The 22007-nt window shown below is 73.4% G+C and carries 20 protein-coding genes; 7 read left to right on the top strand and 13 right to left on the bottom strand.

Annotation, left to right across the window (positions count from 1 at the left end; genetic code table 11):
* Positions 1-32 precede the first annotated feature (32 nt).
* The 4 genes from BUE29_RS14415 to BUE29_RS14400 are packed head-to-tail and all read left to right on the top strand — an operon-like array spanning position 33 to position 6853.
* Positions 33-2513, top strand: a complete 2481-nt coding sequence (locus BUE29_RS14415; RefSeq protein ID WP_073390959.1) for a protein kinase domain-containing protein — start codon at positions 33-35, stop codon at positions 2511-2513.
* Complete coding sequence (locus BUE29_RS14410; RefSeq protein WP_084181047.1) at positions 2510-3511, top strand: AAA family ATPase; 1002 nt, start codon at positions 2510-2512, stop codon at positions 3509-3511. Before BUE29_RS14415 ends, BUE29_RS14410 begins: the two co-directional genes overlap by 4 nt.
* A gap of 10 nt (positions 3512-3521) precedes the next feature.
* A complete protein-coding gene (locus BUE29_RS14405; RefSeq protein WP_200800191.1) occupies positions 3522-4709 on the top strand; it encodes a DUF58 domain-containing protein in 1188 nt (395 codons plus the stop codon).
* Entirely contained in the window at positions 4706-6853 is a 2148-nt protein-coding gene (locus BUE29_RS14400; protein ID WP_143168176.1) for a transglutaminaseTgpA domain-containing protein, read from the top strand. The genes BUE29_RS14405 and BUE29_RS14400 overlap by 4 nt, the downstream gene beginning before the upstream one ends.
* A 145-nt stretch (positions 6854-6998) precedes the next feature.
* Here the strand turns inward: BUE29_RS14400 and BUE29_RS14395 are convergent, their stop codons facing one another.
* From BUE29_RS14395 to BUE29_RS14385, 3 genes are all read right to left on the bottom strand, one after another.
* Positions 6999-7817 (bottom strand): enoyl-CoA hydratase/isomerase family protein, encoded by an 819-nt coding sequence (locus tag BUE29_RS14395; RefSeq protein ID WP_084181046.1) that lies wholly within the window; start codon positions 7815-7817, stop codon positions 6999-7001.
* A 54-nt stretch (positions 7818-7871) separates the two neighbouring features.
* Positions 7872-8111 (bottom strand): helix-turn-helix domain-containing protein, encoded by a 240-nt coding sequence (locus BUE29_RS14390; protein ID WP_073390956.1) that lies wholly within the window; start codon positions 8109-8111, stop codon positions 7872-7874.
* A gap of 250 nt (positions 8112-8361) precedes the next feature.
* Positions 8362-9981: an ABC-F family ATP-binding cassette domain-containing protein gene (locus tag BUE29_RS14385; protein ID WP_073390955.1), complete on the bottom strand. Its 1620-nt coding sequence runs from the start codon at positions 9979-9981 to the stop codon at positions 8362-8364.
* A gap of 95 nt (positions 9982-10076) precedes the next feature.
* Between BUE29_RS14385 and ypfJ the strand changes: the two genes are divergently transcribed.
* On the top strand, positions 10077-10997 hold the full coding sequence (ypfJ, locus tag BUE29_RS14380; RefSeq protein ID WP_073390954.1) for a KPN_02809 family neutral zinc metallopeptidase: 921 nt from the start codon (positions 10077-10079) through the stop codon (positions 10995-10997).
* Here the strand turns inward: ypfJ and BUE29_RS14375 are convergent.
* A complete protein-coding gene (locus BUE29_RS14375) occupies positions 10940-11977 on the bottom strand; it encodes a GlxA family transcriptional regulator (protein ID WP_073390953.1) in 1038 nt (345 codons plus the stop codon). The genes ypfJ and BUE29_RS14375 overlap by 58 nt on opposite strands.
* A 71-nt stretch (positions 11978-12048) precedes the next feature.
* Between BUE29_RS14375 and BUE29_RS14370 the strand changes: the two genes are divergently transcribed.
* Positions 12049-13398: an MFS transporter gene (locus tag BUE29_RS14370; RefSeq protein ID WP_084181045.1), complete on the top strand. Its 1350-nt coding sequence runs from the start codon at positions 12049-12051 to the stop codon at positions 13396-13398.
* On the opposite strand, the gene BUE29_RS14365 is transcribed toward BUE29_RS14370, so the two are convergent.
* From BUE29_RS14365 to BUE29_RS14325, 9 genes are all read right to left on the bottom strand, one after another.
* Positions 13346-13732, bottom strand: coding sequence for a DUF3817 domain-containing protein (locus BUE29_RS14365; protein WP_084181044.1), 387 nt, complete (start codon positions 13730-13732; stop codon positions 13346-13348). The two genes, BUE29_RS14370 and BUE29_RS14365, sit on opposite strands and share 53 nt — an antisense overlap.
* The gene (locus tag BUE29_RS14360; RefSeq protein WP_073390952.1) at positions 13729-14925 is read right to left on the bottom strand and encodes an acyl-CoA dehydrogenase family protein; all 1197 of its coding nucleotides are present in this window, start codon (positions 14923-14925) and stop codon (positions 13729-13731) included. The genes BUE29_RS14365 and BUE29_RS14360 overlap by 4 nt, the downstream gene beginning before the upstream one ends.
* A gap of 10 nt (positions 14926-14935) precedes the next feature.
* Positions 14936-15283, bottom strand: a complete 348-nt coding sequence (locus tag BUE29_RS14355) for a metal-sulfur cluster assembly factor (protein ID WP_073390951.1) — start codon at positions 15281-15283, stop codon at positions 14936-14938.
* On the bottom strand, positions 15280-15744 hold the full coding sequence (gene sufU, locus BUE29_RS14350; RefSeq protein ID WP_073391194.1) for a Fe-S cluster assembly sulfur transfer protein SufU: 465 nt from the start codon (positions 15742-15744) through the stop codon (positions 15280-15282). The genes BUE29_RS14355 and sufU overlap by 4 nt, the downstream gene beginning before the upstream one ends.
* 17 nt (positions 15745-15761) lie before the next feature.
* The gene (locus tag BUE29_RS14345) at positions 15762-17012 is read right to left on the bottom strand and encodes a cysteine desulfurase (RefSeq protein ID WP_073390950.1); all 1251 of its coding nucleotides are present in this window, start codon (positions 17010-17012) and stop codon (positions 15762-15764) included.
* A 73-nt stretch (positions 17013-17085) separates the two neighbouring features.
* Positions 17086-17844, bottom strand: a complete 759-nt coding sequence (sufC, locus tag BUE29_RS14340; protein WP_073390949.1) for a Fe-S cluster assembly ATPase SufC — start codon at positions 17842-17844, stop codon at positions 17086-17088.
* Positions 17837-18994: a Fe-S cluster assembly protein SufD gene (gene sufD / locus BUE29_RS14335; RefSeq protein ID WP_073390948.1), complete on the bottom strand. Its 1158-nt coding sequence runs from the start codon at positions 18992-18994 to the stop codon at positions 17837-17839. The genes sufC and sufD overlap by 8 nt, the downstream gene beginning before the upstream one ends.
* Before the next feature lies 1 nt (position 18995).
* Positions 18996-20435 (bottom strand): Fe-S cluster assembly protein SufB, encoded by a 1440-nt coding sequence (gene sufB / locus BUE29_RS14330; RefSeq protein WP_073390947.1) that lies wholly within the window; start codon positions 20433-20435, stop codon positions 18996-18998.
* Positions 20432-21178 carry a helix-turn-helix transcriptional regulator gene (locus tag BUE29_RS14325; RefSeq protein WP_234971462.1) on the bottom strand — a complete coding sequence of 249 codons (747 nt, stop codon included), beginning with the start codon at positions 21176-21178 and terminating at the stop codon, positions 20432-20434. The genes sufB and BUE29_RS14325 overlap by 4 nt, the downstream gene beginning before the upstream one ends.
* Positions 21179-21283: 105 nt before the next feature.
* On the opposite strand from BUE29_RS14325, the gene BUE29_RS14320 reads away from it, so the two are divergent.
* The gene (locus BUE29_RS14320; protein ID WP_073390945.1) at positions 21284-21955 is read left to right on the top strand and encodes a lysophospholipid acyltransferase family protein; all 672 of its coding nucleotides are present in this window, start codon (positions 21284-21286) and stop codon (positions 21953-21955) included.
* Positions 21956-22007 lie beyond the last annotated feature (52 nt).

Raw genomic sequence — 22007 nt, 5'->3', positions numbered from 1 at the left:
CCGGGTCGGCCCCGGACGGCGACGGGAGGGTCGTGGACGCAGCCACCGGAGAGCAGGCCCAGGTGCCGCTCCCGATCGGCTGGGCCGCAGTCGGCCCCGCGCCGGACGACTCGCCGCGAACCGGCGTCGTGACGGTGCGTGTCGTCGGCGTCGACGGGGCGTCCGGCTGGCTCGTCACCACCACCGGCGACGTCGGCAACGCCGTCCGGCGCCGGCTGCGCGGCGAGCAGCCCGCCCTGGACGACGTGGTGCGGGTGGCCGCGGGACGCCCCGGCGGGGCGGCGCTGCTGCCGTGGCTCGAGTACGGCGACCCGAGGGCGGTGCGGCCGTACCTGGTGTCGGGCCGGCCGGGCGCCACGCTCGCCGACGAGCTGGGTCGCGGTCCGCTGCCGGCGGCGCAGGTCGTCACCGACGCCCTCACCTGCATCGACGCGCTGCGCGTCCTGCACGAGCTGGGTCGTCCGCACGGCGGGATCGCGCCGCAGACCCTCCACCGCGACGGGACGACGGTGCGGGTGTCGAGCCCGCTGCCGCCGGCGCTGGCCGAGATCCGGGCGCTCGCGGGCGGCACCGGCCACGAGCCCCCCGAGGTGTTGCGCGGCGGCGTGCCCGATGTCGCGGCCGACGTCTTCGCCCTCGCCTCCACCTGTTGGACGTTGCTGGCCGGCCGCCCTCCGTTCGGCCCGGCGAACGACCAGCTCGCCCGGCTCACCGCGGCCGAGCCACCGCCGCTCGCGCGCCCCGACGTGCCCGCGGCCGTGCAGGACGCGCTGCGCACCGCCCTGTCGCCCGAGCCCGCCCGCCGCCCCGACCTCGCGACGCTCGCGCAGGCGCTGCGGATCGCCGCTGCGCCCGCTGCGCCCGCTGCGCCCGCGGCGCCCGCGGCGACGTCGACGGCCGTGCCGGCCGCCGGGTCCGCTCGGACCGACAGCGCGAGCACCCACAGCGCGAGCACCCACAGCGGGAGCAGCCACAGCGCGAAGATCGACGGCGTCGGACGCGACGAGCGGCAGGACACCCTGGCCCCGACCCGGCCCGTCGCCGACACCGGCCGCCCGCTCGGCAGCCGCTACCTGCTCGACGCGCTGATCGGGCGCGGCGCCACCGGGCACGTGTGGCGCGGTCACGTCCGCGACGGCGGCGGCGCGGTCGCGGTCAAGCTGCTGCGTTCCGAGCTCGCCGAGGACCCCGAGGTCGTGACCCGGTTCATGCGCGAACGGTCGGCGCTGATGCAGATCTCGCATCCGTTCCTCGTCGCGGTGCACGACCTGGTCGCCGAGGGCGGCGCCCTCGCGATCGTCATGGACCTCGTCGACGGCCGCGACCTGCGCTCCGTGCTCGCCGGCGGAGCGCTGCCGCAACCGCAGGCGGCGCGGCTGCTCGCCCAGACGGCGGCGGCGCTGGCCGCGGTACACGCCGCGGGGTTCGTCCACCGCGACCTCAAGCCGGAGAACGTGATCGTCGAGGGCAGCGGCGCCGGGTCCCGCGCCCGACTCACCGACTTCGGCCTGGCGCGCGCGGTCGAGCCGTCGGTGCTGACGCGGGCGACGCAGCTCGTGGGAACCCCCGCCTACGTCGCGCCCGAGGTCGTCGCCGGCCGCGACCCGTCCCCGGCCGTGGACGTCTACGCGCTGGGCATCACCGCCTACGAGCTGCTGGCCGGCCGGCGCCCGTTCGCCGGATCGTCCACCGCCGCGCTGCTGCGCGCGCACCTCGACGAGGACCCGACCCGCCCGGACGGCCTGACCGACGAGATCTGGCAGCTGGTGGCGAGCTGCCTGGGCAAGGAGCCGGCGAGCCGGCCGGCCGCCGCCGCGCTCGCCGCGGCGTGGGAGCGCGTCGCGCGTGGCGAGGCGCCCGGCGTCGTCGCGCCGGCGACCGGTGCTCCCCCCACTCCCGTCACTCCCGCGGTGCCCGGGGTGATCGAGACGCCGCTGCGCACGACGTCGCCCGCCACCGGGGCCGGACACGTGGAGCCGGACCCCGCGCCGGCGGCGCTGTGGAGCTCGACCGGGGTGCAGCAGACGAGCACCGCGGCCCGCCCGTTGGGCGCGCGCCACGTCGACCCCGAGCCCGACCGTCGCCGCCGCACCACGCTGTGGTGGGCCCTGGCGGCGGTGGTCGTCCTGGGCTTCGGCGGCGGTTTCGCCCTGTTCGCCCTCCAGCGCGACGACCCGGCCGTTACCCCGGAGTACGAGCCGTACCCCCTCGCCGCGTCCGTGCGCTACGAGAACGCGGTGCCGAGCGTGCACTGGACGCTGCCGGCCCGCGTGGCCGGCGACCGTTCCGAGGTGATCATCACCGTCTTCGGCAAGGCCGGCGCGCGGCAGCTCACCCCGCGGGGCCTGCCCCCCGGGCAAGGGGTCTTCCGCAGCGCCAACCTCGGGAGAGGCGACTGCGTCGTCGCCTACGTCTACCGGCCGGTCACGGCACCGCCGAAGGGCGCGACGGCCACCCGAGCGTGCCTGCGCGCCGCCGCCACGTCCACCCCCTCCGGAAGCGAGAGCCCGTGAGCACACCGTCGTCCCCGTCGTCGCCGCCCTCCCTCGGCAGCGAGAACGTCGACTACATCGCGGAGTTCGCCGCGCGCGTCGGCGCCGGTGTCGAGACCGTCCTGCAGGGCAAGCGCGAGACGGTGCGGTTGGCCCTGGTGTGTCTGCTGGCCGGCGGCCACCTGCTCGTCGAGGACGTCCCGGGGACGGGCAAGACCTCGCTGGCCCGCGCGCTGGCGCAGAGCGTGAGCGGTACGAGCCACCGCATCCAGTTCACGCCCGACCTGCTGCCCACCGACATCACCGGCACGTCGGTGTGGGACCAGCGCACGGCGACCTTCGAGTTCCACGAGGGCCCGATCTTCGCCAACGTCGTCGTCGCCGACGAGATCAACCGGGCCTCACCCAAGACGCAGTCCGCGTTGCTGGAGGTCATGGAGGAGTCGCGCGTGACCGTGGACGGGACCGGATATCCGGTGCCGTCGCCGTTCCTGGTCGTCGCCACCCAGAACCCGATCGACCTCGAGGGCACCTACCGGTTGCCTGAGGCGCAGCTCGACCGCTTCCTCATGCGCATCTCGGTCGGCTACCCCGCGCAGGACGTCGAGGAGCAGCTGCTGCTGCAGCGCGCGGCGGGCCCGACCAAGCCGGTGCCGGCGATCGCGTCCCTCGACCAGGTCCGGTGGATCCAGGAGGCCGTGGCCCGGGTGCACGTCGCCGCGCCCATCGCCGGGTACATCACCCGGCTCGCCGCCGCGACGCGGCAGGCGCCGGGCCTGCGACTCGGCGTCAGCACACGCGGCTCCCTCGCCCTGCTGCGCGCGGCCCAGGCCTACGCGGCGTGCGAGGGCCGGCACTACGTCGTGCCGGACGACGTCCGGATCGTCCTGCCGCACGTGGTCACGCACCGGCTGGTGCTGACGGCGCAGGCCGAGGTGCGGGGCACGACCGCCGACGGCGTGCTGGCCGAGACCATGGCCGCCGTGCCCGTCCCGGACGCCCCCGCGGCGAGCCGGTGAGCACGCTCCGGTGAGCGGCGCGACCCGGGGGGCCGGTCGACGCGGCGGCCGCCGTCGGGCGCCGCTGACCGGTGCCGGGTGGACGGTGCTGGCGACCGCCCTCGCACTCTACGCACTCGCGGCGGTCTTCGGCTACCGCCTGCTCGCCGTCTGCGCGGTCGGTCTCGCGGTCGTGCTCGTGCTGGCGGTGGCGTGGATCGTGGTGGGGCCCCGGGTCGACCTCACCCGCGGTGTCGACCCCGACCGGGTCTCGGTGGGCGAGCCGGCGCTCGGCCGGATCGACGTGCGGAACCGGTCGCGGCTGCCGTCGGTCCCGTTCGTCGCCGTCGACCGGGTGGGGCCGGACACCGTCGAGCTGCCGGTCGGGGTCCTGCCCGGCGGCGCGGCGCGGCCGGTCTACTACCCGATCCCGACGGTGCGTCGCGGCCGCGTCGAGCTCGGACCGCTCACCGTCGAGCGGCGGGACCCCCTCGGCCTGCTGCGCGCCGCGCGGCGCGTCGCCGCGCCGGCGCTGCTGTGGGTGCACCCGCGGGTGCACCCGGCCGCGACGCTGCCGGTGGGGGTCGTCCTCGACTTCGAGGCCCGTACGACCGCGAACGCCCGGCTCGGGACGCTCACCTTCTCCTCCCTGCGCGACTACGTCCCCGGCGACGACCCGCGCCGCATCCACTGGCGCACCACGGCCCGGGTCGGGCACCTCGTGGTCAAGGAGCACATCGACACCACCGAGCCCACCACGACGGTGCTGCTGGACAACGTGTCGCTCGCCGACGGCGTCACCTTCGAGCACGCCGTCGAGGTCGCCGCGTCGGTGTACCGCGCCGTCGAGCTCGAGGGGCGGCCCGTGCGGGTGCACCTCGTGCACGAGGAGAGCGTCCCCGACGCCGTGGACTCGCTCGACCTGCTCGCCGCCGTCGGCGTGCACCGGGACTCGCGCAGCGGGGTGCTCGAGCGCATCCAGCGGCTGCCCGGCGGCGGCGTCCTCGTCGTGGTGACCTCCGGTGACCCCGCGCTGCTCCCGCGGCTGGCCGACCAGCGGCGTCGGTTCAACCCTGTCGTCGTCGTCCAGCTCACCGGCGACCGCGACGCCACCCCCGAGGGCATGCACCGGCGGCCGGGCATGACGGTGATCTCCGCCCGGCACGCGCAGGACGCGGTCACCCGGTGGAACCACCTGGCCGGCGGGCAGTCCGAATGAGGGGCGCGGGGCCGTCCGGGGTGGTCCGTGGGTCGGTCCGGCTCGCCGTGCTCGGCCTGCTCGCGGCGGCGGCGGGGCTCGCGTTCGCGCCGGCCTTCGGCGGGCGCCTCGACCTCGGCGGCGGCGGCGGCGACATGGCCCCGGGGCTGCTCGTCGCGGCCGTGCTGGCCGGTGCGCTCGCCCCGGCCCTGGTCGTCGGCGCCGCCCGGGGGGTGGGGGCGAGCGCCGTCCTCGCCGCCGCGGCCGGGCTGCTCGTGGCGATCGGCGCGGTTGTGGCCGTGGCACGACCGGGCACGGCGGTGCTCGCCGGGCCCTTCCGGCTGCTCACGTCCGCGCTGCCCGCCGACCCCACCGGCCCCACGACGGCCGGGGTGGGGTTGCTCGTCGGCTTCGCCTCGTTGACCGCGTCGCTGCTCGCCGCGTACTCCCGGCACCGCGCGCTCGCCGTCCTGCCGGCCCTCGGCTGCCTGCTCGCCGCGCTGGCGGTGGACGCCGGGGTCGGCGCGCCCCCGACGTGGTACGCGGCGCCCGTGATCGTGCTCGTCGGCGCGACCCTCGCCGCGAGCCGCGGGCCGCTGCGGCCGGGGCGCGTCCTCGCCGCCGCCGTGGTGGTGGCCGCCGGCGCCCTCGTCGCGAGCGCGTTCGCCCCACACCTTCCCGCCGTGGACGCCCGCTCGGCCGACGCCCGCAACCTCGTCGCCCCGCCGCTGCGCCCGCGCAACGCGACCGACCCGATGCAGCAGTACCCGGCGTTCGCCCGCGGCGTCGAGACGGTGCGGCTGCAGGGGACGTCGTCGCGGCGGGTGCCGCGGTTGACGCTGGTCACGCTTCCCGACTTCACCGGACGCACCTGGACCGGCGACGCCCGTTTCCGGCGGGCCGGCCGGGTGCTGCAGGCGACGCCGCCACGGCATCCGGTGACCGTCGACGTCACCGCGACGAACCCGCGGGCGCTGAGCTGGCTGGTGCGTCCGGACCGGCCGACCGCACTCGACCGCGGCGACCTCGGCGTCGACGAGACGACGGGCGACATCGTGGTGCCGGGGGGCGTGGCCTATCCGACGCGCTACCGGATCAGCGGTGGCACCGAGACCACACCCACGCCGGTCCTGGCCGCCGATCATGCGGTACGACGCAGCGGACCGGTGTCGAGCGCGAGCGGCGTCGCGGTGCCGGCCGCGGTCACCGCCTTCGCGCGCCGCAGCGGGCGCGGCCCCGACTCGGTGCGGCTGCAGGGACTGCAGAACCTGTTGCGCACGGACGACTTCTTCGTGGACGACACCGACCGGGCCCCGAGCGGGAGCGGCTACTTCCAGATCCAGACGCTGCTGCAGGCCAAGGGCAGGCACCTCGGTACGAGCGAGCAGTACGCGAGCGCCTTCGCGGTGATGGCGCGTGCTCTCGGTTACGAGTCACGCCTCGTCCTCGGATTTGCGCCGCGTTACGCAAAATCAGGCCGGCAGTTCACCATCTCCGGCGCCGACGTGCAGGCATGGCCCCAGGTCCGCTTCGCCCGCGCGGGCTGGGTCTCCTTCGATCCCACCCCCACCCGCCCCGCGAGCGCCGCGAACCGCCGCCCCGCGCCCGCCGGTGCGAACCCGTCGGCGAGCCCGTCGACCACCCCGACCCCGAGCGTGCCGCCGACCACCCCGGCACCGCCGACACCCCGGCCGGACGCCGACCGCACGCGACCCGGCTCGGGCAGCACGCTCACCGTCGCCGGCGGCGCGGCGCTCGTGCTGGTGCTGCTGCTGGCCACGCCGCCCGGGGTCAAGGCCGGTCGCCGACGGCGACGTCGGCGCGCACCCGTGCCCGCCCACGCGATCCACGGCGCGTGGCGCGAGGCGGTGGACCGGCTCACCGAGGCGGGCCGGCACCCGCCGCGCGGCCGCACCACGAGCGAGGTCGCCGCGAGCGCGCCCCGGCCGGTGCGCGACGACGTGCGCGCCCTCGGCCGGCTCCTCGACCACGCGGGGTACGCCCCGGAGGCAGCGGGTCCGCAGGAAGCGGCGTCGGCCTGGCGTCTCGCCGACACGGTCGGCCGGCGGGTGCGTGCGGACCTCCCCGCGTGGCGGCGCGTGCGGGCTGCCCTCGACCCGCGACCGCTGCGCCGGCACGGTGGCCGACGCGGTCGCCGAACCTAGCCCAGGCGACGATCCGACGGTGTCACACGGCCCGTGTGCGGGCTGCACACGGCCCGTATACGGCCCGTACACGGCCTGCATACGGCCCGTCGGACAAATCCCGCGGAGCCGCCGCCGCGCTCGACGCCCGGGACGTCCGGACGCGCTAGGCGCCGCCGGGGCCGTCCTCGCCGAGCAGCCCGGCGAGGGCCCGCAACCGGCGGTACTGGGCCTCGCGCTCGGCTGCCTGCTGCTCGTCCTGCGTGCGGGAGGCGGCGGCACGGAGCAGCGCCTTCGTCTCGGCCGAGGCGTCGCGGCCGATGGCGAGCAGCGCCGTGACCGTCTGCTCGACCGCGGCGTCGAGCTCCGCGACCGGCACGCTGGCCGAAGCGAGGCCGACGCGCAGCGCCTCCTCGGCACCGACGCGCCGCCCGGTCAGGCACAGCTCCGCGGCGCGCGAGTAGCCGATCAGGTCGACCAGGCGCTTGGTGCCACCGAGGTCGGGCACGATGCCGAGCATCGGCTCGGCCATGCAGAACTGCACGTCGTCGGCCACGATGCGGATGTCGGCGCCGAGGGCGAGCTGGAAGCCGCCGCCGATGGCATGCCCCTGCACCGCGGCGACGCTGACGAGATCGGGCCGGGAGGTCCAGTCGAAGGCACGCTGCCAACCCTCGATGAGGCCGGTGGCCTCCTCGCGCGGCAGGCGCGGGATGCGCAGCAACCCCTGCGGGTGATCCGGCGAGACCAGCTCGCGGTCGAGCCCGGCCGAGAACGCGCGCCCCTCCCCGCGGAGGACGACGACTCGGACGGTCGCCGGCAGCTGGGTGCGCACGCGCGTCAGCTCGTCCCACATGACCGGTGACTGGCAGTTGAGCCGGTCGGGTCGCGCGAGGGTGATCGTCGCGCGGTCGGTGGTGTGCTCGACCCGCAGCCCGGCGGCGGGGTCGACCTCGAACGTCGTGGTGGTGTCGGTGGTGTCGATGCCCGAGAGCCTAGCGGGACACCACGGCCGCGGCCGGGACCGGCCGCCGGCACCTCATGAGGACTTGGTGACGCGCGCCTTGCCGTTCTTGCTCTTGCTGCGGGTGGCGCCGCCCCGGCCGCGCAGCGTCGTGCCCGACTCGGAGAGCACCCGGTGGACGAAGCCATACGAGCGACCATGGGTGTCCGCGAGCTCGCGGATGCTCTTGCCCTTGTCGTAGGCCTTGCGCAGGTCACTCGCGAGCTTGGTCCGCTCGGAGCCGGTGATGCGAGCGCCCTTCTTCAGCGCGGTCATGGCGTCCCCTTCGTGCGTGTCGTGAGAGCGCCAGTACTACTACCCCGCGCGCGGGGGCGACAAGATCATGCGGACGCGATCAGCACGGGTCGACGACGACGCCGGACCCAATGTCCCGATTGCCCCACGGGCCGATCGGGCAACCGGCTATTTCGTGCCAGTGGCGGGTGTCATCGATCAGCGCTTCGATCACACCGACCGACGGTAGCGGCTCACGGCGGGCGGGCGGACGGGCGAGCGCCGGGAGCGATCAGGCGAGCGTGATGAGATCGGTGAGCTCGGCGCTCCACTGGTCCTCGACGCCGTCGGGCAGCATGATCACCTTCTCGGGGGCCAGTGCCTCGACCGCGCCCTCGTCGTGCGTGACGAGCACGATCGCGCCGGCGAACGTGTGCAACGCGTCGAGCACCTGCTCCCGGCTGACCGGGTCGAGGTTGTTCGTCGGCTCGTCGAGCAGCAGCACGTTGGCCGCGCCGGTGACGAGCATCGCCAGTGCGAGCCGGGTCTTCTCGCCGCCCGAGAGCACCCCGGCCGGCTTGTCGACGTCGTCACCGCTGAACAGGAAGGCGCCCAGGATCTTGCGCAGCTCGGTGTCGTTGAGGTCGGCGCGCCCCACGCTGGACGCCGACGTGCGCATGTTCTCCAGGATGGTGCGGTCGTGGTCCAGCGTCTCGTGCTCCTGGGCGTAGTAGCCGAGCCGCAGCCCGTGCCCGGGCACGACCGCGCCGGTGTCGGGCGGTTCCAGGCCCGACAGCAGCCGCAGCAGCGTGGTCTTGCCGGCGCCGTTGAGACCCAGCACGACGACGCGGGCGCCGCGGTCGATGGCGAGGTCGACGCCGGCGAACACCTCCAGCGAGCCGTAGGACTTGGACAGCCCCTCGGCGGTGAGCGGCGTCTTCCCGCACGCCGCGGGCGCCGGGAAGCGCAGCCGGGCGACCTTGTCGTGCTGGCGCACCTCGGCGAGCCCGGCGGACAGCGCGGCGGCGCGGCGGTCCATCTGGTGCGCAGCGCGGGCCTTCGTCGCCTTCGCCCGCATCTTGTCCGCCTGCCGGGTGAGCGTCTCGATCTTGCGCTCGGCGTTGGCCCGCTCCCGCACCCGACGCTTCTCGTCGGCCTCGCGCTGTTTGAGATAGGTCTTCCAGTCGACGTTGTAGGCGTCGACCGCCGAGCGGTTGGCGTCGAGGTACCAGACCTTGTTGACGACGGCGTCGAGCAGCTCGACGTCGTGGCTGATGAGGATCAGCCCGCCGGTGTGCTGCTTGAGGAAGTCGCGCAGCCAGGTGATGGAGTCGGCGTCCAGGTGGTTCGTCGGCTCGTCCAGCAGGAGGGTGGTCGGCTCGGCCCCGGAGTCGGCGAACAGGATCCGGGCGAGCTCGACGCGGCGGCGCTGGCCGCCCGAGAGCGTCGACAGCGGCTGCGCGAGCACCCGGTCGGGCAGGCCGAGGTTCGCGCAGATGCGCGCCGCCTCGCTCTCGGCCGCGTACCCACCCAGCGCGGTGAAGCGCTCCTCCAACGACCCGTAGCGGCGCAGCAGCGCGTCGTCGTCCGGACGTTCGGCCAGGGCGACCTGTGCCTTGGCGATGTCGGTGACGAGCGTGTCGAGGCCGCGGGCGGACAGCACGCGGTCGCGGGCCAGCACGGCGAGATCGCCGTCGCGGGGGTCCTGCGGCAGGTAGCCGACCGGACTCGTCACCTCGAGCCGGCCACCGTGGGGCAGCGTCTCGCCGGCGAGCACCCGCAGGCTCGTCGTCTTGCCGGCCCCGTTACGACCGACGAGGCCGATGCGGTCACCGGCCTGGACGCGCAGCGTCGTCGGCTCGAGCAGGATGCGGGCGCCGGCACGCAGTTCGAGGTCGTGGGCAGTGATCATGGTGGGGCTCCAGGCACGAGGGGGCGGCGGGCGATACGGACGGCGCGCGCGTCACCTCTCGGTCAGGATCACGGCATCGAGGATACCGTCACCGGGTGAAGTACAACGACTCCGCAGACCTCGACACGTCCGAGGTGTCCGACACCCGAGGCGGCGGCATACCCGGCGGCCGCGGCACCATCGCCGGCGGCGGCCTCGGTGTCGTGGGCGTGGTGGTCTACCTGCTCGTCTCGCTCCTCGGCGGGGGCGGCGACGCGTCGCAGGCGACGAGCGTCCTCGGCGGCCTCGGCAGCGACGGGCAGCCGGCGACGGCCGACAACCGAGACGTCCAGCGCGAGTGCCGCACCGGCGCCGACGCCAACCGCACGCTCGAATGCGCCGTCGTCGCCGACATCAACTCGATCCAGGACTACTGGACCGCGGCGTTGCCGGCCCTGGGCGCGCGCTACCAGGAGGCCGACACGGTGTGGTTCACCGGCGGCGTGTCGACCGGCTGCGGCACCGCCGACAGCGGCGCCGGCCCGTTCTACTGCCCCTCGGACGATCTGGTGTACATCGACCTGGACTTCTACGACCAGCTCAGGACGGACTTCGGCGCTGCGGGCGGGCCGTTCGTCAACGCCTACGTGCTCGCCCACGAGTACGGCCACCACGTGCAGGACCTGCTCGGCACCGAGGCCAAGGTGCGCACCCGCTCGGGCCCGAAGTCGGACTCGGTCCGCCTCGAGCTGCAGGCCGACTGCTACGCCGGCGTGTGGGCGAAGCACGCCACCGAGCCGACCGCGTCGGGGCCCGCGCTCATCACCGACATCAGCGACGAGGATCTCGCCAACGCGCTCGACGCCGCGAAGCGGATCGGCGACGACTTCATCCAGCGCAACCTCGGCGGCGGGAAGGTCGACACCTCCAGCTTCACCCACGGCACCTCGGCGCAGCGCGAGAAGTGGTTGCTGACCGGCTACCGCACCGGCGCGCCGTCGCGCTGCGACACCTTCGGCAGCGACGACCTCGGCTGACCGGATCCGTCGCCGGTGGGCGTGCCGCGGAACCGCCGGCGGTAGGCCGTCGGCGACAGCCCGACCGCGTCGCGCATACGCAGTCGCAACGCTGCCCCGGTGCCGAGGCCGGCGCGGCGGGCCACGTCGTCCACGGCCAGGTCGGTGCCCTCGAGCAGCCGGCGGGCGTGCTCCAGACGCTGCTCGGCGAGCCAGGTTCCCGGCGGCCGTCCCGTCTCGGCGCGGAACCGGCGGTTGAACGTCCGCACGCTCATGCGCGCCTCGGCGGCGAGCCGCGCGACGTCGATCGCCTCGCCGAGGTGGCCGAGCGCCCAGTCCCGGGCCGCTGCGGTGGAGTCCTGCGCGGGCCCGGGCAGCGGTCGTTCGATGAACTGCGCCTGTCCCCCGTCGCGCCAGGGCGGCACCACGCACTGCCGCGCGGCCCGGTTCGCGACCACGGTGCCGTGGTCGCGACGGATGAGGTGCAGGCACAGGTCGACGCCCGCCGCCACGCCGGCGGAGGTGAGCACGTCGCCGTCGTCCACGAACAGCAGGTCGGCGTCGAGGCGCACCTCGGGGTAGAGCGTGCGCAGTGCGTCGCCGTAGGCCCAGTGCGTGGTGGCGGGGCGGCCGTCGAGCAGACCCGCCGCGGCGAGGACGAACGCACCGGTGCAGATCGAGACGAGCCGGGTTCCGGGGCGGACGAGACGCAGCGCCGCGGCCAGCTCGGCCGGCACGATGCCCTCGTAGCGCGGCCCGTGGTAGCGGGTGCCGGGCACGAGCACGGTGTCGGCGGTGGCGAGTGCGCCGGCGTCGGCCGACGGCACGATGGCGTACCCCGACTCGGTGACGACCGGGTCGGTGGTGAGCCCGGCGGTGACCACGTCGTAGAGCGGCGCGCCCTCGTCGGTGACCGCGGCCCCGAACAGCTGCGGCGGGATGGTCGCGTCGAAGCCCACCACGGGCGGCAGCAGGAGCACGACGACCCGGTGCACGGACATGGCATGATTCTTTCACATAACGGCATTCCTGCCACTAGTTCGGGTCGGCCTGCGGCGGTGAGACTGACGCCATGAGCGCCCCCGGCCCCGCCGTGCAGCCGCCCGGCCTGCACGACCTCGACGTCCCCACGCCCGCCGCGGGTGACGGTGCCCGACGCGGCGTGCACCGGGGTTTCGTCGTCGCCGCGGTCACCTTCGTGACCCTGCTCGGGGCGGCGGGGTTCCGCTCCGTCCCGGGCGTCATGCTCGACCCGTTGCACCAGGAGTTCGGCTGGTCGCACGGCACCATCGGCGCCGCGATGTCGATCAACATGACGCTCTACGGCCTGATGTCGCCCTTCGCGGCGGCGCTGATGGAGCGGTTCGGCATCCGTCCGGTGGCGTGCGCGGCGCTCGTCCTCGTCGCGGCGGGGGCCGGCTCGACGGTGTGGATGACCGCGGCCTGGCAGCTGCTGCTGCTCTGGGGGCTGTGCGTCGGGGTCGGCACCGGGTCGATGTCGATGGCGCTCGTCGCGATCGTCACGGGCCGCTGGTTCGTGGCCCGCCGCGGCCTGGTCAGCGGGGTGCTGACCGCCGCGGGCGCGACCGGCCAGTTGATCTTCCTGCCGTTGGTCGCGGCGCTCACCGAGCACCACGGCTGGCGGCCGGCGTCGGTGACGGTCGCGCTCGCGGCGCTGGCCGTCGTCCCCCTCGTCGCGGTGCTGCTGCGCGACCACCCGCACGACCTCGGGCTGCGCGCCTACGGGGCGACCAACGCCGAGCCGGGCCCGCCGCCGCCCACCCGTTCGGGCAACAGCGCGGTGCTCGCGCTGACCGCACTGCGCGACGCGGCGCGCGTCCCGGCCTTCTGGCTGCTCGCCGGCTCCTTCGCGATCTGCGGAGCCACCACCAACGGGCTGATCGGCACCCACTTCATCCCGGCCGCCCACGACCACGGCATGCCGGCGACGGTTGCGGCCTCGCTGCTCGCGCTCATCGGCGTCTTCGACGTCGCCGGGACCATCGCGTCCGGCTGGCTGACCGACCGCGTCGACCCGCGGCTGCTGCTCGTCGGCTACTACGCCGGCCGTGGGGTGTCGTTGCTGCTGCTGCCGTCGCTGCTCGGACCCGACACCGCGCCCGGCACCTGGGTCTTCATCCTCTTCTACGGCCTGGACTGGGTGGCGACGGTGCCGCCGACGGTGGCGCTGTGCCGGGAGTTCTTCGGCGCGCGGGCGCCGATCGTGTTCGGCTGGGTCTTCGCGTCGCACCAGCTCGGCGCCGCCCTCGCCGCCTCGGGTGCGGGGCTGATCCGCGACCTGCGCGGCAGCTACGACCTCGCGTTCTACGTCGCCGCCGGCCTCTGCGCCGCCGCGGTGCTGCTGTGCCTCAGCGCGGTGCGCCCCGCTCGACCGGCGCTGCCGGCTCGCGGGCCGGCGTGACCCGCAGGTCGGCGCGTCGCGCGACGACGAACCCGCCGAACGGGATCACCGAGTCGGCGAGCACGACCAGCGTGGTGCGCGCGTCCCAGGGAACACGGCGGCGCACCTCGAACAGCGCCAGCGCGACATAGCAGAGGAACAGCACGCCGTGGACGGGGCCCATCACCTTCACGCCACCGGCCTGCTGCGGGTCGGTGCTGTACTTGACGATCGTCGCGACGATGAGCACGAGCCACGACAACGCCTCGACGGCGGCCACGATCCGGAAGGCCGTGAGGATCGTGCGGCCGGTGTTGCCGGTGGTTCCGGCACCGACGCGCTCGCTGCTGGTCATGTGAAGGCACTCTCCCCCGTGATCGACCGGCCCACGATCAGCGTGTTGATCTCGCGGGTGCCCTCGTAGGAGTAGAGAGCCTCGGCGTCCATGAAGGGCCGGGCGACGCCGTAGTCGAGGATGATGCCGTTGCCACCCATGAGCTCCCGGGCCCACCCCACGTTCTCGCGCAGCCGGGTGGTGCAGAACGACTTCGCGAGCGCGCCCTGCTCGTCGCGGAAGATGCCGTCGTCCTGCAGCTGCGCGCCGCGCGCGGCCATCCCCAGCGAGGCGGTGAGGTTGCCCAGCTGACGCGCCAGCAGATCCTGGATGAGCTGGAACCCGCCGATCGGACGTCCGAACTGCACGCGGTCGCGGGCGTACTGGGCGCTCACCTCGTACACGCCGGTCATCACGCCCACGGCGCTCCACGCGACCGACCCGCGGGTGTTGCGCAGCACCTTGTTGGTGTCGGCGAACGAGTTCGCCTCCTGCAGCCGGTTCGCCTCGGGCACGCGGACGCCGGAGAAGGTCAGGTCGGCGTTCTGCGTGATGCGCAGCGCCAACTTGTTCTCCATCTTGGCCGCCGCGAAGCCGGGCATGTCCTTCTCGACGACGAAGCCCTTCACCTGCTCGTCCGCGACGTCCTTGGCCCACACGACGATCAGGTCGGCGAAGGTGCCGTTGCCGATCCAGCGCTTCGCGCCGTCGATCACCCATTCGTCGCCCTCACGGCGCGCGGTGGTCTCCAACCCGCCGGCGACGTCGGACCCGCCGTGCGGCTCGGTGAGCCCGAAGGCCCCGATCTTCTCGAGCCGGCGCATCGGCGGCAGCCAGCGTTCCTGCTGCTCGGGCGAGCCGCAGGCGGCGATGCTGCCCATGGCCAGGCCGGAGTGCACGCCGTGGAAGGACGCGAAGGACGAGTCGATGCGCGACAGCTCGAGGCTGACGAAGCCCGACAGCAACCGGCGTCGCGCCGGCCGGTCGGTCATGTCGATGGACAGCCCCATGAGATCGAGCTCGGCCAGCAGCGGGATCAGCTCGTGCGGGAACTCGGCGCGCGCCCAGTGGTCGTTGACGACGGGCTCGAGGTTCTTCTCCAGCCAGTCCCGCAATCGCGCGAGCAGTTCGCGCTCGTCGTCGTCGAGCAGGCTGCGGTAGTCGAACAGGTCGGTGTCGACGTCGGCGCGGGCGCCGGGCACGGGTTCGGCCATCGGGCGTGCGTCAGACGTTGAAGCCGAGGGCGCGCAGCTGCTCGCGACCGTCGTCGGTGATCTTGTCCGGGCCCCACGGCGGCATCCAGACCCAGTTGATCTTCACCTCGGACGCGAGCGGCCGCGGGCCGCCGGTCAGCGCCGAGTGCGCCTGATCCTCGATGACGTCGGTCAGCGGGCACGCCGCCGAGGTGAGCGTCATGTCGATGGTGATCGTCGTGCCGCCCTCGGCGGTCGCGACGTCGACGTCGTAGACCAGGCCGAGGTCCACGACGTTGATGCCGAGCTCGGGGTCCACGACGTCGCGCATGGCCTCGTCGACCTCGTCACGGGACGGAACCGCGGGTGCCTGGGTCATGACGTCTCCTTGTCCGGTGTCGCGGTCGTGCCGGCCCAGCCGGCCTCGGCCACGGCGCTCTTCATCGCCATCCAGCCCAGCAGCGCGCACTTGACGCGCGCCGGGTACTTCGACACGCCCTCGAACGCCACGGCGTCCTCGAGCTCGTCCTCGTCGGCGTCGTCCAGCTCGGCGGCGCCGCGCGACTGCATCAGCTGCAGGAAGCGCTCCTCGAGCGCGAGCGCGTCCGGCACCTGCTTGCCGGCGACGAGCCCGCTCATCACCGACGTCGACGCCTGGCTGATCGAGCAGCCCTCGCCCTCCCAGCCGAGGTCGGCGATGCGGCCGTCGGCGACCTTGACGCGCAGGGTGACCTCGTCGCCGCAGGTCGGGTTGACGTGGTGCACCTCGGCGTCGAAGTCCGCCGGCAGCCCGCGGTGCTGCGGATTCTTGTAGTGATCGAGGATGATCTCGCGGTACATCGACTCGAGCGGGACGCTCACGGTCCGAACATCTCCTTGACCTTCTCGATGCCGGCGACCAGCGCGTCGACCTCGTCGGTGGTGCTGTACACGCCGAACGAGGCGCGGGTGGTCGCGGGGATGCCGTAGCGCACGCACACCGGACGCGCGCAGTGGTGCCCGGCTCGGACCGCGATGCCGTCCTCGTCGAGCAGCTGCGCGACATCGTGCGGGTGGACGCCGGCGACGGTGAACGCGATCGTCGCGCCGCGGGACTCCGGGGTGTTCGGCCCGACGACCGTGACGCCCTCGACGGTGGCCAGCCGCTCCAGCGCGTACGTGACGAGCTCGTGCTCGTGCGCGGCGATGTCGGCCATGCCGATGTCGGTGACCCAGTCGATCGCCGCACCCAGCCCGATCGCCTCGGCGATCATCGGCGTGCCCGCCTCGAAGCGGTGCGGCGGGGCGGCGTAGGTCGTGCCGGTCATGTCGACGGTCTCGATCATCTCGCCCCCGCCCAGGAACGGCGGCAGTTCGGCGAGCAGCTCGTACCGGCCCCAGAGCACCCCGACGCCCGTCGGCCCGTAGAGCTTGTGACCGGTGAAGGCGAGGAAGTCGACGTCCAGCGCCTGCACGTCGACGGGCAGGTGCGGCACGGACTGCGAGGCGTCCAGCACGGTGAGCGCGCCGACCTCGCGGGCCCGGGCCACCACGCGCTCGACGTCGTTGATCGTGCCCAGCGCGTTGGACTGGTGCACGAACGCGACGACGCGGGCACGTTCGGTGATCGCCGACTCGATGTCGGCGAGCCGTCCCTCGTCGTCGATGCGGATCCACCGGAAGGTGGCGCCGGTGCGCTGCGCGAGCAGCTGCCACGGCACGAGGTTGCTGTGGTGCTCCATCTCGGTCACGACGATCTCGTCGCCCGGGCCGAGGCGGAAGCGGTCGGCACCGGGGAACGTCGTCGCGTTCGAGAAGGAGTACGCGAGCAGGTTCAATGCCTCGGAGGAGTTCTTCGTGAACACGACCTCGTCGCGGTTCGGCGCGTTCAGGAAGCGGGCGACCTTGTCCCGGGCGTCCTCGAAGGCGGTCGTGGCCTCCGAGCCCAGGGTGTGCACCGCACGCGCCACGTTGGCGTTGTGGCGGGCGTAGTGCTCGGTCATCGCGTCCAGCACCTGCTGCGGCTTCTGCGCGGTGTTGGCGCTGTCGAGGTACACCAGCGGCTTGCCGTGCACCTCGCGCGCGAGGATCGGGAAGTCCTTGCGGACCGCCTCGACGTCCAGACTCATCGTTGTCCTTCCACTTTTGGCGGCTCAGCGCAGCATGCTGCGTCAGGCCGCCAAAACCGGCGGGGTGGGGGTGTCAGGCGCTCGCCGTCTCGTTGACGCCGAAGCGGTGGTAGCCCTCGTTCTCCAGGCGGTCGGCGAGCTCCGGGCCGCCGGACTCGACGATCCGGCCGTCGAAGAACACGTGGACGAAGTCGGGCGCGATGTAGCGCAGGATGCGCGTGTAGTGCGTGATGAGCAGCGTGCCGATCCCCGTGTCGCGGACCCGGTTGACGCCCTCGCTGACGACCCGCAGCGCGTCGACGTCGAGGCCGGAGTCGGTCTCGTCGAGGATCGCGACCTTGGGCTTGAGGAGCTCCATCTGCAGGATCTCGTGACGCTTCTTCTCGCCGCCGGAGAAGCCCTCGTTCACGCTGCGGTCGGCGAAGGCCTTGTCCATCTCCAGCGCACCCATGGTGGCCGAGACCTCCTTGACCCACGTACGCAGCTTCGGGGCCTCGCCGCGGGTGGCGGTGGCCGCGGTGCGCAGGAAGTTCGACACCGAGACGCCGGGGACCTCGACCGGGTACTGCATGGCGAGGAAGAGGCCGGCCCGGGCCCGCTCGTCGACGGTCATGGCGAGCACGTCGTCGCCGTCGAGAGTCACCGAACCACCGGTGACGGTGTACTTCGGGTGCCCGGCGATCGAGTAGGCGAGCGTGGACTTGCCCGACCCGTTCGGGCCCATGATGGCGTGGGTCTCCCCCGACCGGACGGTCAGGTCGACGCCCTTGAGGATCTCGGTGCCGTCGGCCGACACGGCCACGGTGAGGTCCTTGATGACGAGTTCACTCATTGTCGTTGCTCTCGCTCTCCAGCTCTGGGGTGAATCCGAGGCGCGCCTCGATCGAGGTCATCAGCTGCCGCTGCAGGTCGGGCACGCCGATGCGGTCGATCACGTCGGCGAAGAACCCGCGCACGACGAGCCGGCGTGCCTCGTCCTCGGGGATGCCGCGAGACTGCAGGTAGAACAGCTGCAGGTCGTCGAAGCGTCCCGTCGCGCTCGCGTGACCGGCGCCGGCGATGTCGCCGGTCTCGATCTCGAGGTTGGGGACGGAGTCGGCCCGCGCGCCGTCGGACAGCAGCAGGTTGCGGTTCATCTCGTAGGTGTCGGTGCCGGTCGCGCTCGGCCGGATGCGGACGTCGCCGATCCACACCGTGCGCGCGGACTCGCCGAGCAGCGCGTTCTTGTACAGCACGTCGGAGGTGCAGTTGGGCTGCGCGTGGTCGACGAACAGCCGGGTCTCGAAGTGCTGGCCGTCGCCGGCGAAGGAGACGCCGAGCAGCTCCGCGTGACCGCCCGGGCCGGCGTAGCGCACCGTCGGCACGACGCGGACGACGGAGCCGCCGAGCGTCACGTTGACCATGCGGTACGTGGCGTCGCGGCCGACCAGCGCGGCGTAGGCCGACAGCTGGATCGAGCCCTCGTCGGCGTCGTTGACGCTGACGACGTCGAGCTGCGCGCCGTCGCCGACGATGAACTCGATGTTCGCCGCCACCTGGATCAGGCCGCGGTGGTCGAGCACGACGGTGGCCTTGGCGTGGGCGCCGATCTCGACGACGTGGTGCGTGTAGGACTTGCCGCGCACGCCCGTCCGCGTCAGGACGATGGGGGCGGCGAGCTCGGCCTCCTTGTCGACCGTGACGTGCAGGCCGCGGGAGGCGTGCGCCATCGCCAGCGCGCTCGGCCGGTCGACCGGCTCGAGGGCCGTTCCGAACGCCGTGAGCGTGCGCGGGTCGACGACCTCGACGTGGGCGCCCTCGGGCACCCGCTCGTCACCGACGATCTCGCCGTCGGGCTCGAAGGGCTCGAAGAACTCCCGCAGCTTCGCCAGCGGCGAGAAGCGCCAGTCCTCCTGCGCCGTGCTCGGGTCCGGGAAGTCCTGCGGGTCGCGCGAGGTGAACCGCTCCGCCGGGGACCCGGTGGGCTTCAGCAGTGCGGTCAACTCAGCCCACCGCTCCTTCCATCTGCAGCTCGATGAGCCGGTTGAGCTCGAGCGCGTACTCCATCGGCAGCTCCCGGGCGATGGGCTCGACGAAGCCACGCACCACCATCGCCATGGCCTCGTCCTCGGACAGCCCGCGGCTCATCAGGTAGAACAGCTGGTCCTCGCTCACCTTCGAGACGGTGGCCTCGTGGCCCATCGACACGTCGTCCTCGCGGACGTCGACGTAGGGGTAGGTGTCGGAGCGGCTGATGTCGTCGACGAGCAGCGCGTCGCACTTGACGGTCGACGCGCTGTGGTGCGCGCCCTTGTTGACCTGCACGAGGCCGCGGTAGCTGGTGCGACCACCGCCGCGCGCCACCGACTTGGAGATGATCGTCGAGGACGTGTGCGGCGCGAGGTGCAGCATCTTGGCGCCGGCGTCCTGGTGCTGGCCCTCGCCGGCGAAGGCGATCGAGAGCACCTCGCCCTTGGCGTGCTCGCCGGTCATCCACACGGCCGGGTACTTCATCGTGACCTTGGAGCCGATGTTGCCGTCGACCCACTCCATGGTGGCGCCGGCCTCGGCCTTGGCCCGCTTGGTGACCAGGTTGTAGACGTTGTTCGACCAGTTCTGGATCGTCGTGTAGCGGCAGCGGCCGCCCTTCTTCACCACGATCTCGACGACGGCCGAGTGCAGCGAGTCGGACTTGTAGATCGGCGCGGTGCAGCCCTCGACGTAGTGCACGTAGGCGTCCTCGTCGACGATGATCAGCGTCCGCTCGAACTGGCCCATGTTCTCGGTGTTGATGCGGAAGTAGGCCTGCAGCGGGATCTCGACGTGCACGCCCTTCGGCACGTAGATGAACGAGCCGCCCGACCACACCGCGGTGTTGAGCGCCGCGAACTTGTTGTCACCGGACGGGATGACGGTGCCGAAGTACTCCTCGAACAGCTCCGGGTGCTCCTTGAGCGCGGTGTCGGTGTCCATGAAGACGACACCCTGCTTCTCGAGCTCCTCGTTGATCTGGTGGTAGACCACCTCGGACTCGTACTGCGCCGCGACACCGGCCACCAGCCGCTGCTTCTCGGCCTCGGGGATGCCGAGCTTGTCGTAGGTGTTCTTGATGTCGGCCGGCAGGTCGTCCCAGGTCGCCGCCTGCTTCTCGGTCGACCGCACGAAGTACTTGATGTTGTCGAAGTCGATGTCGGAGAGGTCCGAACCCCAGTTGGGCATGGGCTTCTTGTCGAAGACCGACAGCGCCTTCACCCGGCGCTGCAGCATCCACTCGGGCTCGCTCTTCTTGGCCGAGATGTCGCGGACGACCGCCTCGGACAGCCCTCGCTGCGCGCTCGCTCCGGCGACGTCGCTGTCGGCCCAGCCGTAGCCGTAGCGGCCGAGCGCGTCGATCTGCTCGTCCTGGGTGAGCGGGATGCTCGCGGCCGTAGGGGTCGTGGTCATATGTCGAACCTCTCGGATCGGGTGGTGGAGCCGTCACCCACGCGGCCGGCAGGGCTCTCGCTCACCGGTACGTGGGTCGTGCAGACGCCGTCGCCGTGGGCGATGGTCGCCAATCTCTGGACGTAGGTGCCGAGCACCTGTTCGAACGCGCGGGTCTCGGCCTCGCACAGCTGCGGGAACTCGGCGGCCACGTGGGCCACCGGGCAGTGGTGCTGGCACAGCTGCACGCCGGTGACGGCGGCCCCCGACGCGGGGTCGGTGGTGCCGACGGCCTGCGTGGTCGAAGCGTAACCGTGGGCGGTGAGCGCCTTGGCCAGGGCGTGCGCCCGGTCGTCGACCGGCGCGTGGGTGTCGACCTCGCCGGCGATGCGCTCGGCCAGCGTGCGGGCCCGGTGCTCGGCGAAGGCGTTGAGCGCCTGCTCGCCGCCGGTCTCGCTCAGGTAGCGCAGCGCGGTGTTGGCGAGATCGTCGTAGCCGTGCGGGCACGCTGCGCGGCCGGCGTCGGTCAGGGCGTAGGAGCGGGCCGGGCGGCCGCGGCCGCGGCGTGCGGACGGCCGGGGCTCGCGCTCGACCAGCAGGCCGTCGGCGACGAGGGCGTCGAGATGCCGGCGGATCGCGGCGGGCGACAGGCCGAGCTGCTCGGCGAGGTCGGCCGCGGTCTGCGGGCCCTGCTCGCGGATAGCCCGGGTGACGGCGTCGCGGGTGCCGTCGACCCGCAGCTGTCCGTCCACCCCGATTTTCACAACACAAGTATGTCGTATTTGCTCGACCGCTGCACACGAGGTCGCCGGCCGTGGCCGGGGTCACGCCGACGGACCCCGTCGCCACGGCGAGTAGTTTCTGCCACCGTGCTCTACCGGACCCTCGAACTCACCGTCGCGCCGGCCCTGCGCGCCGTGTACCGGCCGCGGGTGACCGGCCTGGAGCACGTGCCGCGCACCGGTGGCGTCATCGTCGCGGGGAACCACATCTCCTTCGCCGACGAGATCTTCACGCCGCTCGCCGCCCGCCGGCAGGTGGCCTACCTCGCCAAGGCCGAGTACTTCACCTCGCCCGGACTGCGCGGCTGGGCGATGAAGCAGTTCTTCGGCGGACTCGGGCTGGTGCCGGTCGACCGCACGGCGACGCGGGCCGCGGCGGCGTCGGTGGACGTGTGCGTCGACGTGCTGCGGCAGGGCCGGGCATTCGGCATCTACCCCGAGGGCACCCGCTCCCCCGACGGCCGGCTGTACCGCTTCCGCACCGGCATCGCCCGCATCGCGCTGCGCAGCGGCGCACCGGTGGTGCCGGTCGGCATCGTCGGGACGCGCGAGGTGCAGCCCCCCGGGGACCGGCGCTGGCACCGCGCCCCGGTCGAGATCCACTTCGGGCCACCCCTGCACTTCGGCCACCTCGCCGAGCGCGAACGCAGCGCCCGGGTGCTGCGCGAGGTCGCCGACGAGGTGCGGGTGGCCGTCCAGAAGCTGTCCGGACAGGACTACGTCGACCTCTACGGCTCGAACGTCAAGACCGCGGAATAGGCAGCACCGCTCCCCCGCTTCCTCGGCGAGTTGGTTGATCAACAGGCCTGTT

The organism is Jatrophihabitans endophyticus (genome assembly GCF_900129455.1).
GTDB classification, from domain to species: domain Bacteria; phylum Actinomycetota; class Actinomycetes; order Mycobacteriales; family Jatrophihabitantaceae; genus Jatrophihabitans; species Jatrophihabitans endophyticus.
This window is presented reverse-complemented; position numbering and strand designations above follow the sequence as displayed.

Bases quoted from the DNA above. Each gene is read 5' to 3' on its own strand.
- BUE29_RS14400 (WP_143168176.1), top strand. From the start codon at position 4,706: ATGAGGGGCGCGGGGCCGTCCGGGGTGGTCCGTGGGTCGGTCCGGCTC.
- BUE29_RS14390 (WP_073390956.1), bottom strand. From the start codon at position 8,111: ATGACCGCGCTGAAGAAGGGCGCTCGCATCACCGGCTCCGAGCGGACC.
- BUE29_RS14385 (WP_073390955.1), bottom strand. From the start codon at position 9,981: ATGATCACTGCCCACGACCTCGAACTGCGTGCCGGCGCCCGCATCCTG.
- BUE29_RS14375 (WP_073390953.1), bottom strand. From the start codon at position 11,977: ATGTCCGTGCACCGGGTCGTCGTGCTCCTGCTGCCGCCCGTGGTGGGC.
- BUE29_RS14370 (WP_084181045.1), top strand. From the start codon at position 12,049: ATGAGCGCCCCCGGCCCCGCCGTGCAGCCGCCCGGCCTGCACGACCTC.
- BUE29_RS14365 (WP_084181044.1), bottom strand. From the start codon at position 13,732: ATGACCAGCAGCGAGCGCGTCGGTGCCGGAACCACCGGCAACACCGGC.
- BUE29_RS14360 (WP_073390952.1), bottom strand. From the start codon at position 14,925: ATGGCCGAACCCGTGCCCGGCGCCCGCGCCGACGTCGACACCGACCTG.
- BUE29_RS14355 (WP_073390951.1), bottom strand. From the start codon at position 15,283: ATGACCCAGGCACCCGCGGTTCCGTCCCGTGACGAGGTCGACGAGGCC.
- sufU (WP_073391194.1), bottom strand. From the start codon at position 15,744: ATGTACCGCGAGATCATCCTCGATCACTACAAGAATCCGCAGCACCGC.
- BUE29_RS14345 (WP_073390950.1), bottom strand. From the start codon at position 17,012: ATGAGTCTGGACGTCGAGGCGGTCCGCAAGGACTTCCCGATCCTCGCG.
- sufC (WP_073390949.1), bottom strand. From the start codon at position 17,844: ATGAGTGAACTCGTCATCAAGGACCTCACCGTGGCCGTGTCGGCCGAC.
- sufB (WP_073390947.1), bottom strand. From the start codon at position 20,435: ATGACCACGACCCCTACGGCCGCGAGCATCCCGCTCACCCAGGACGAG.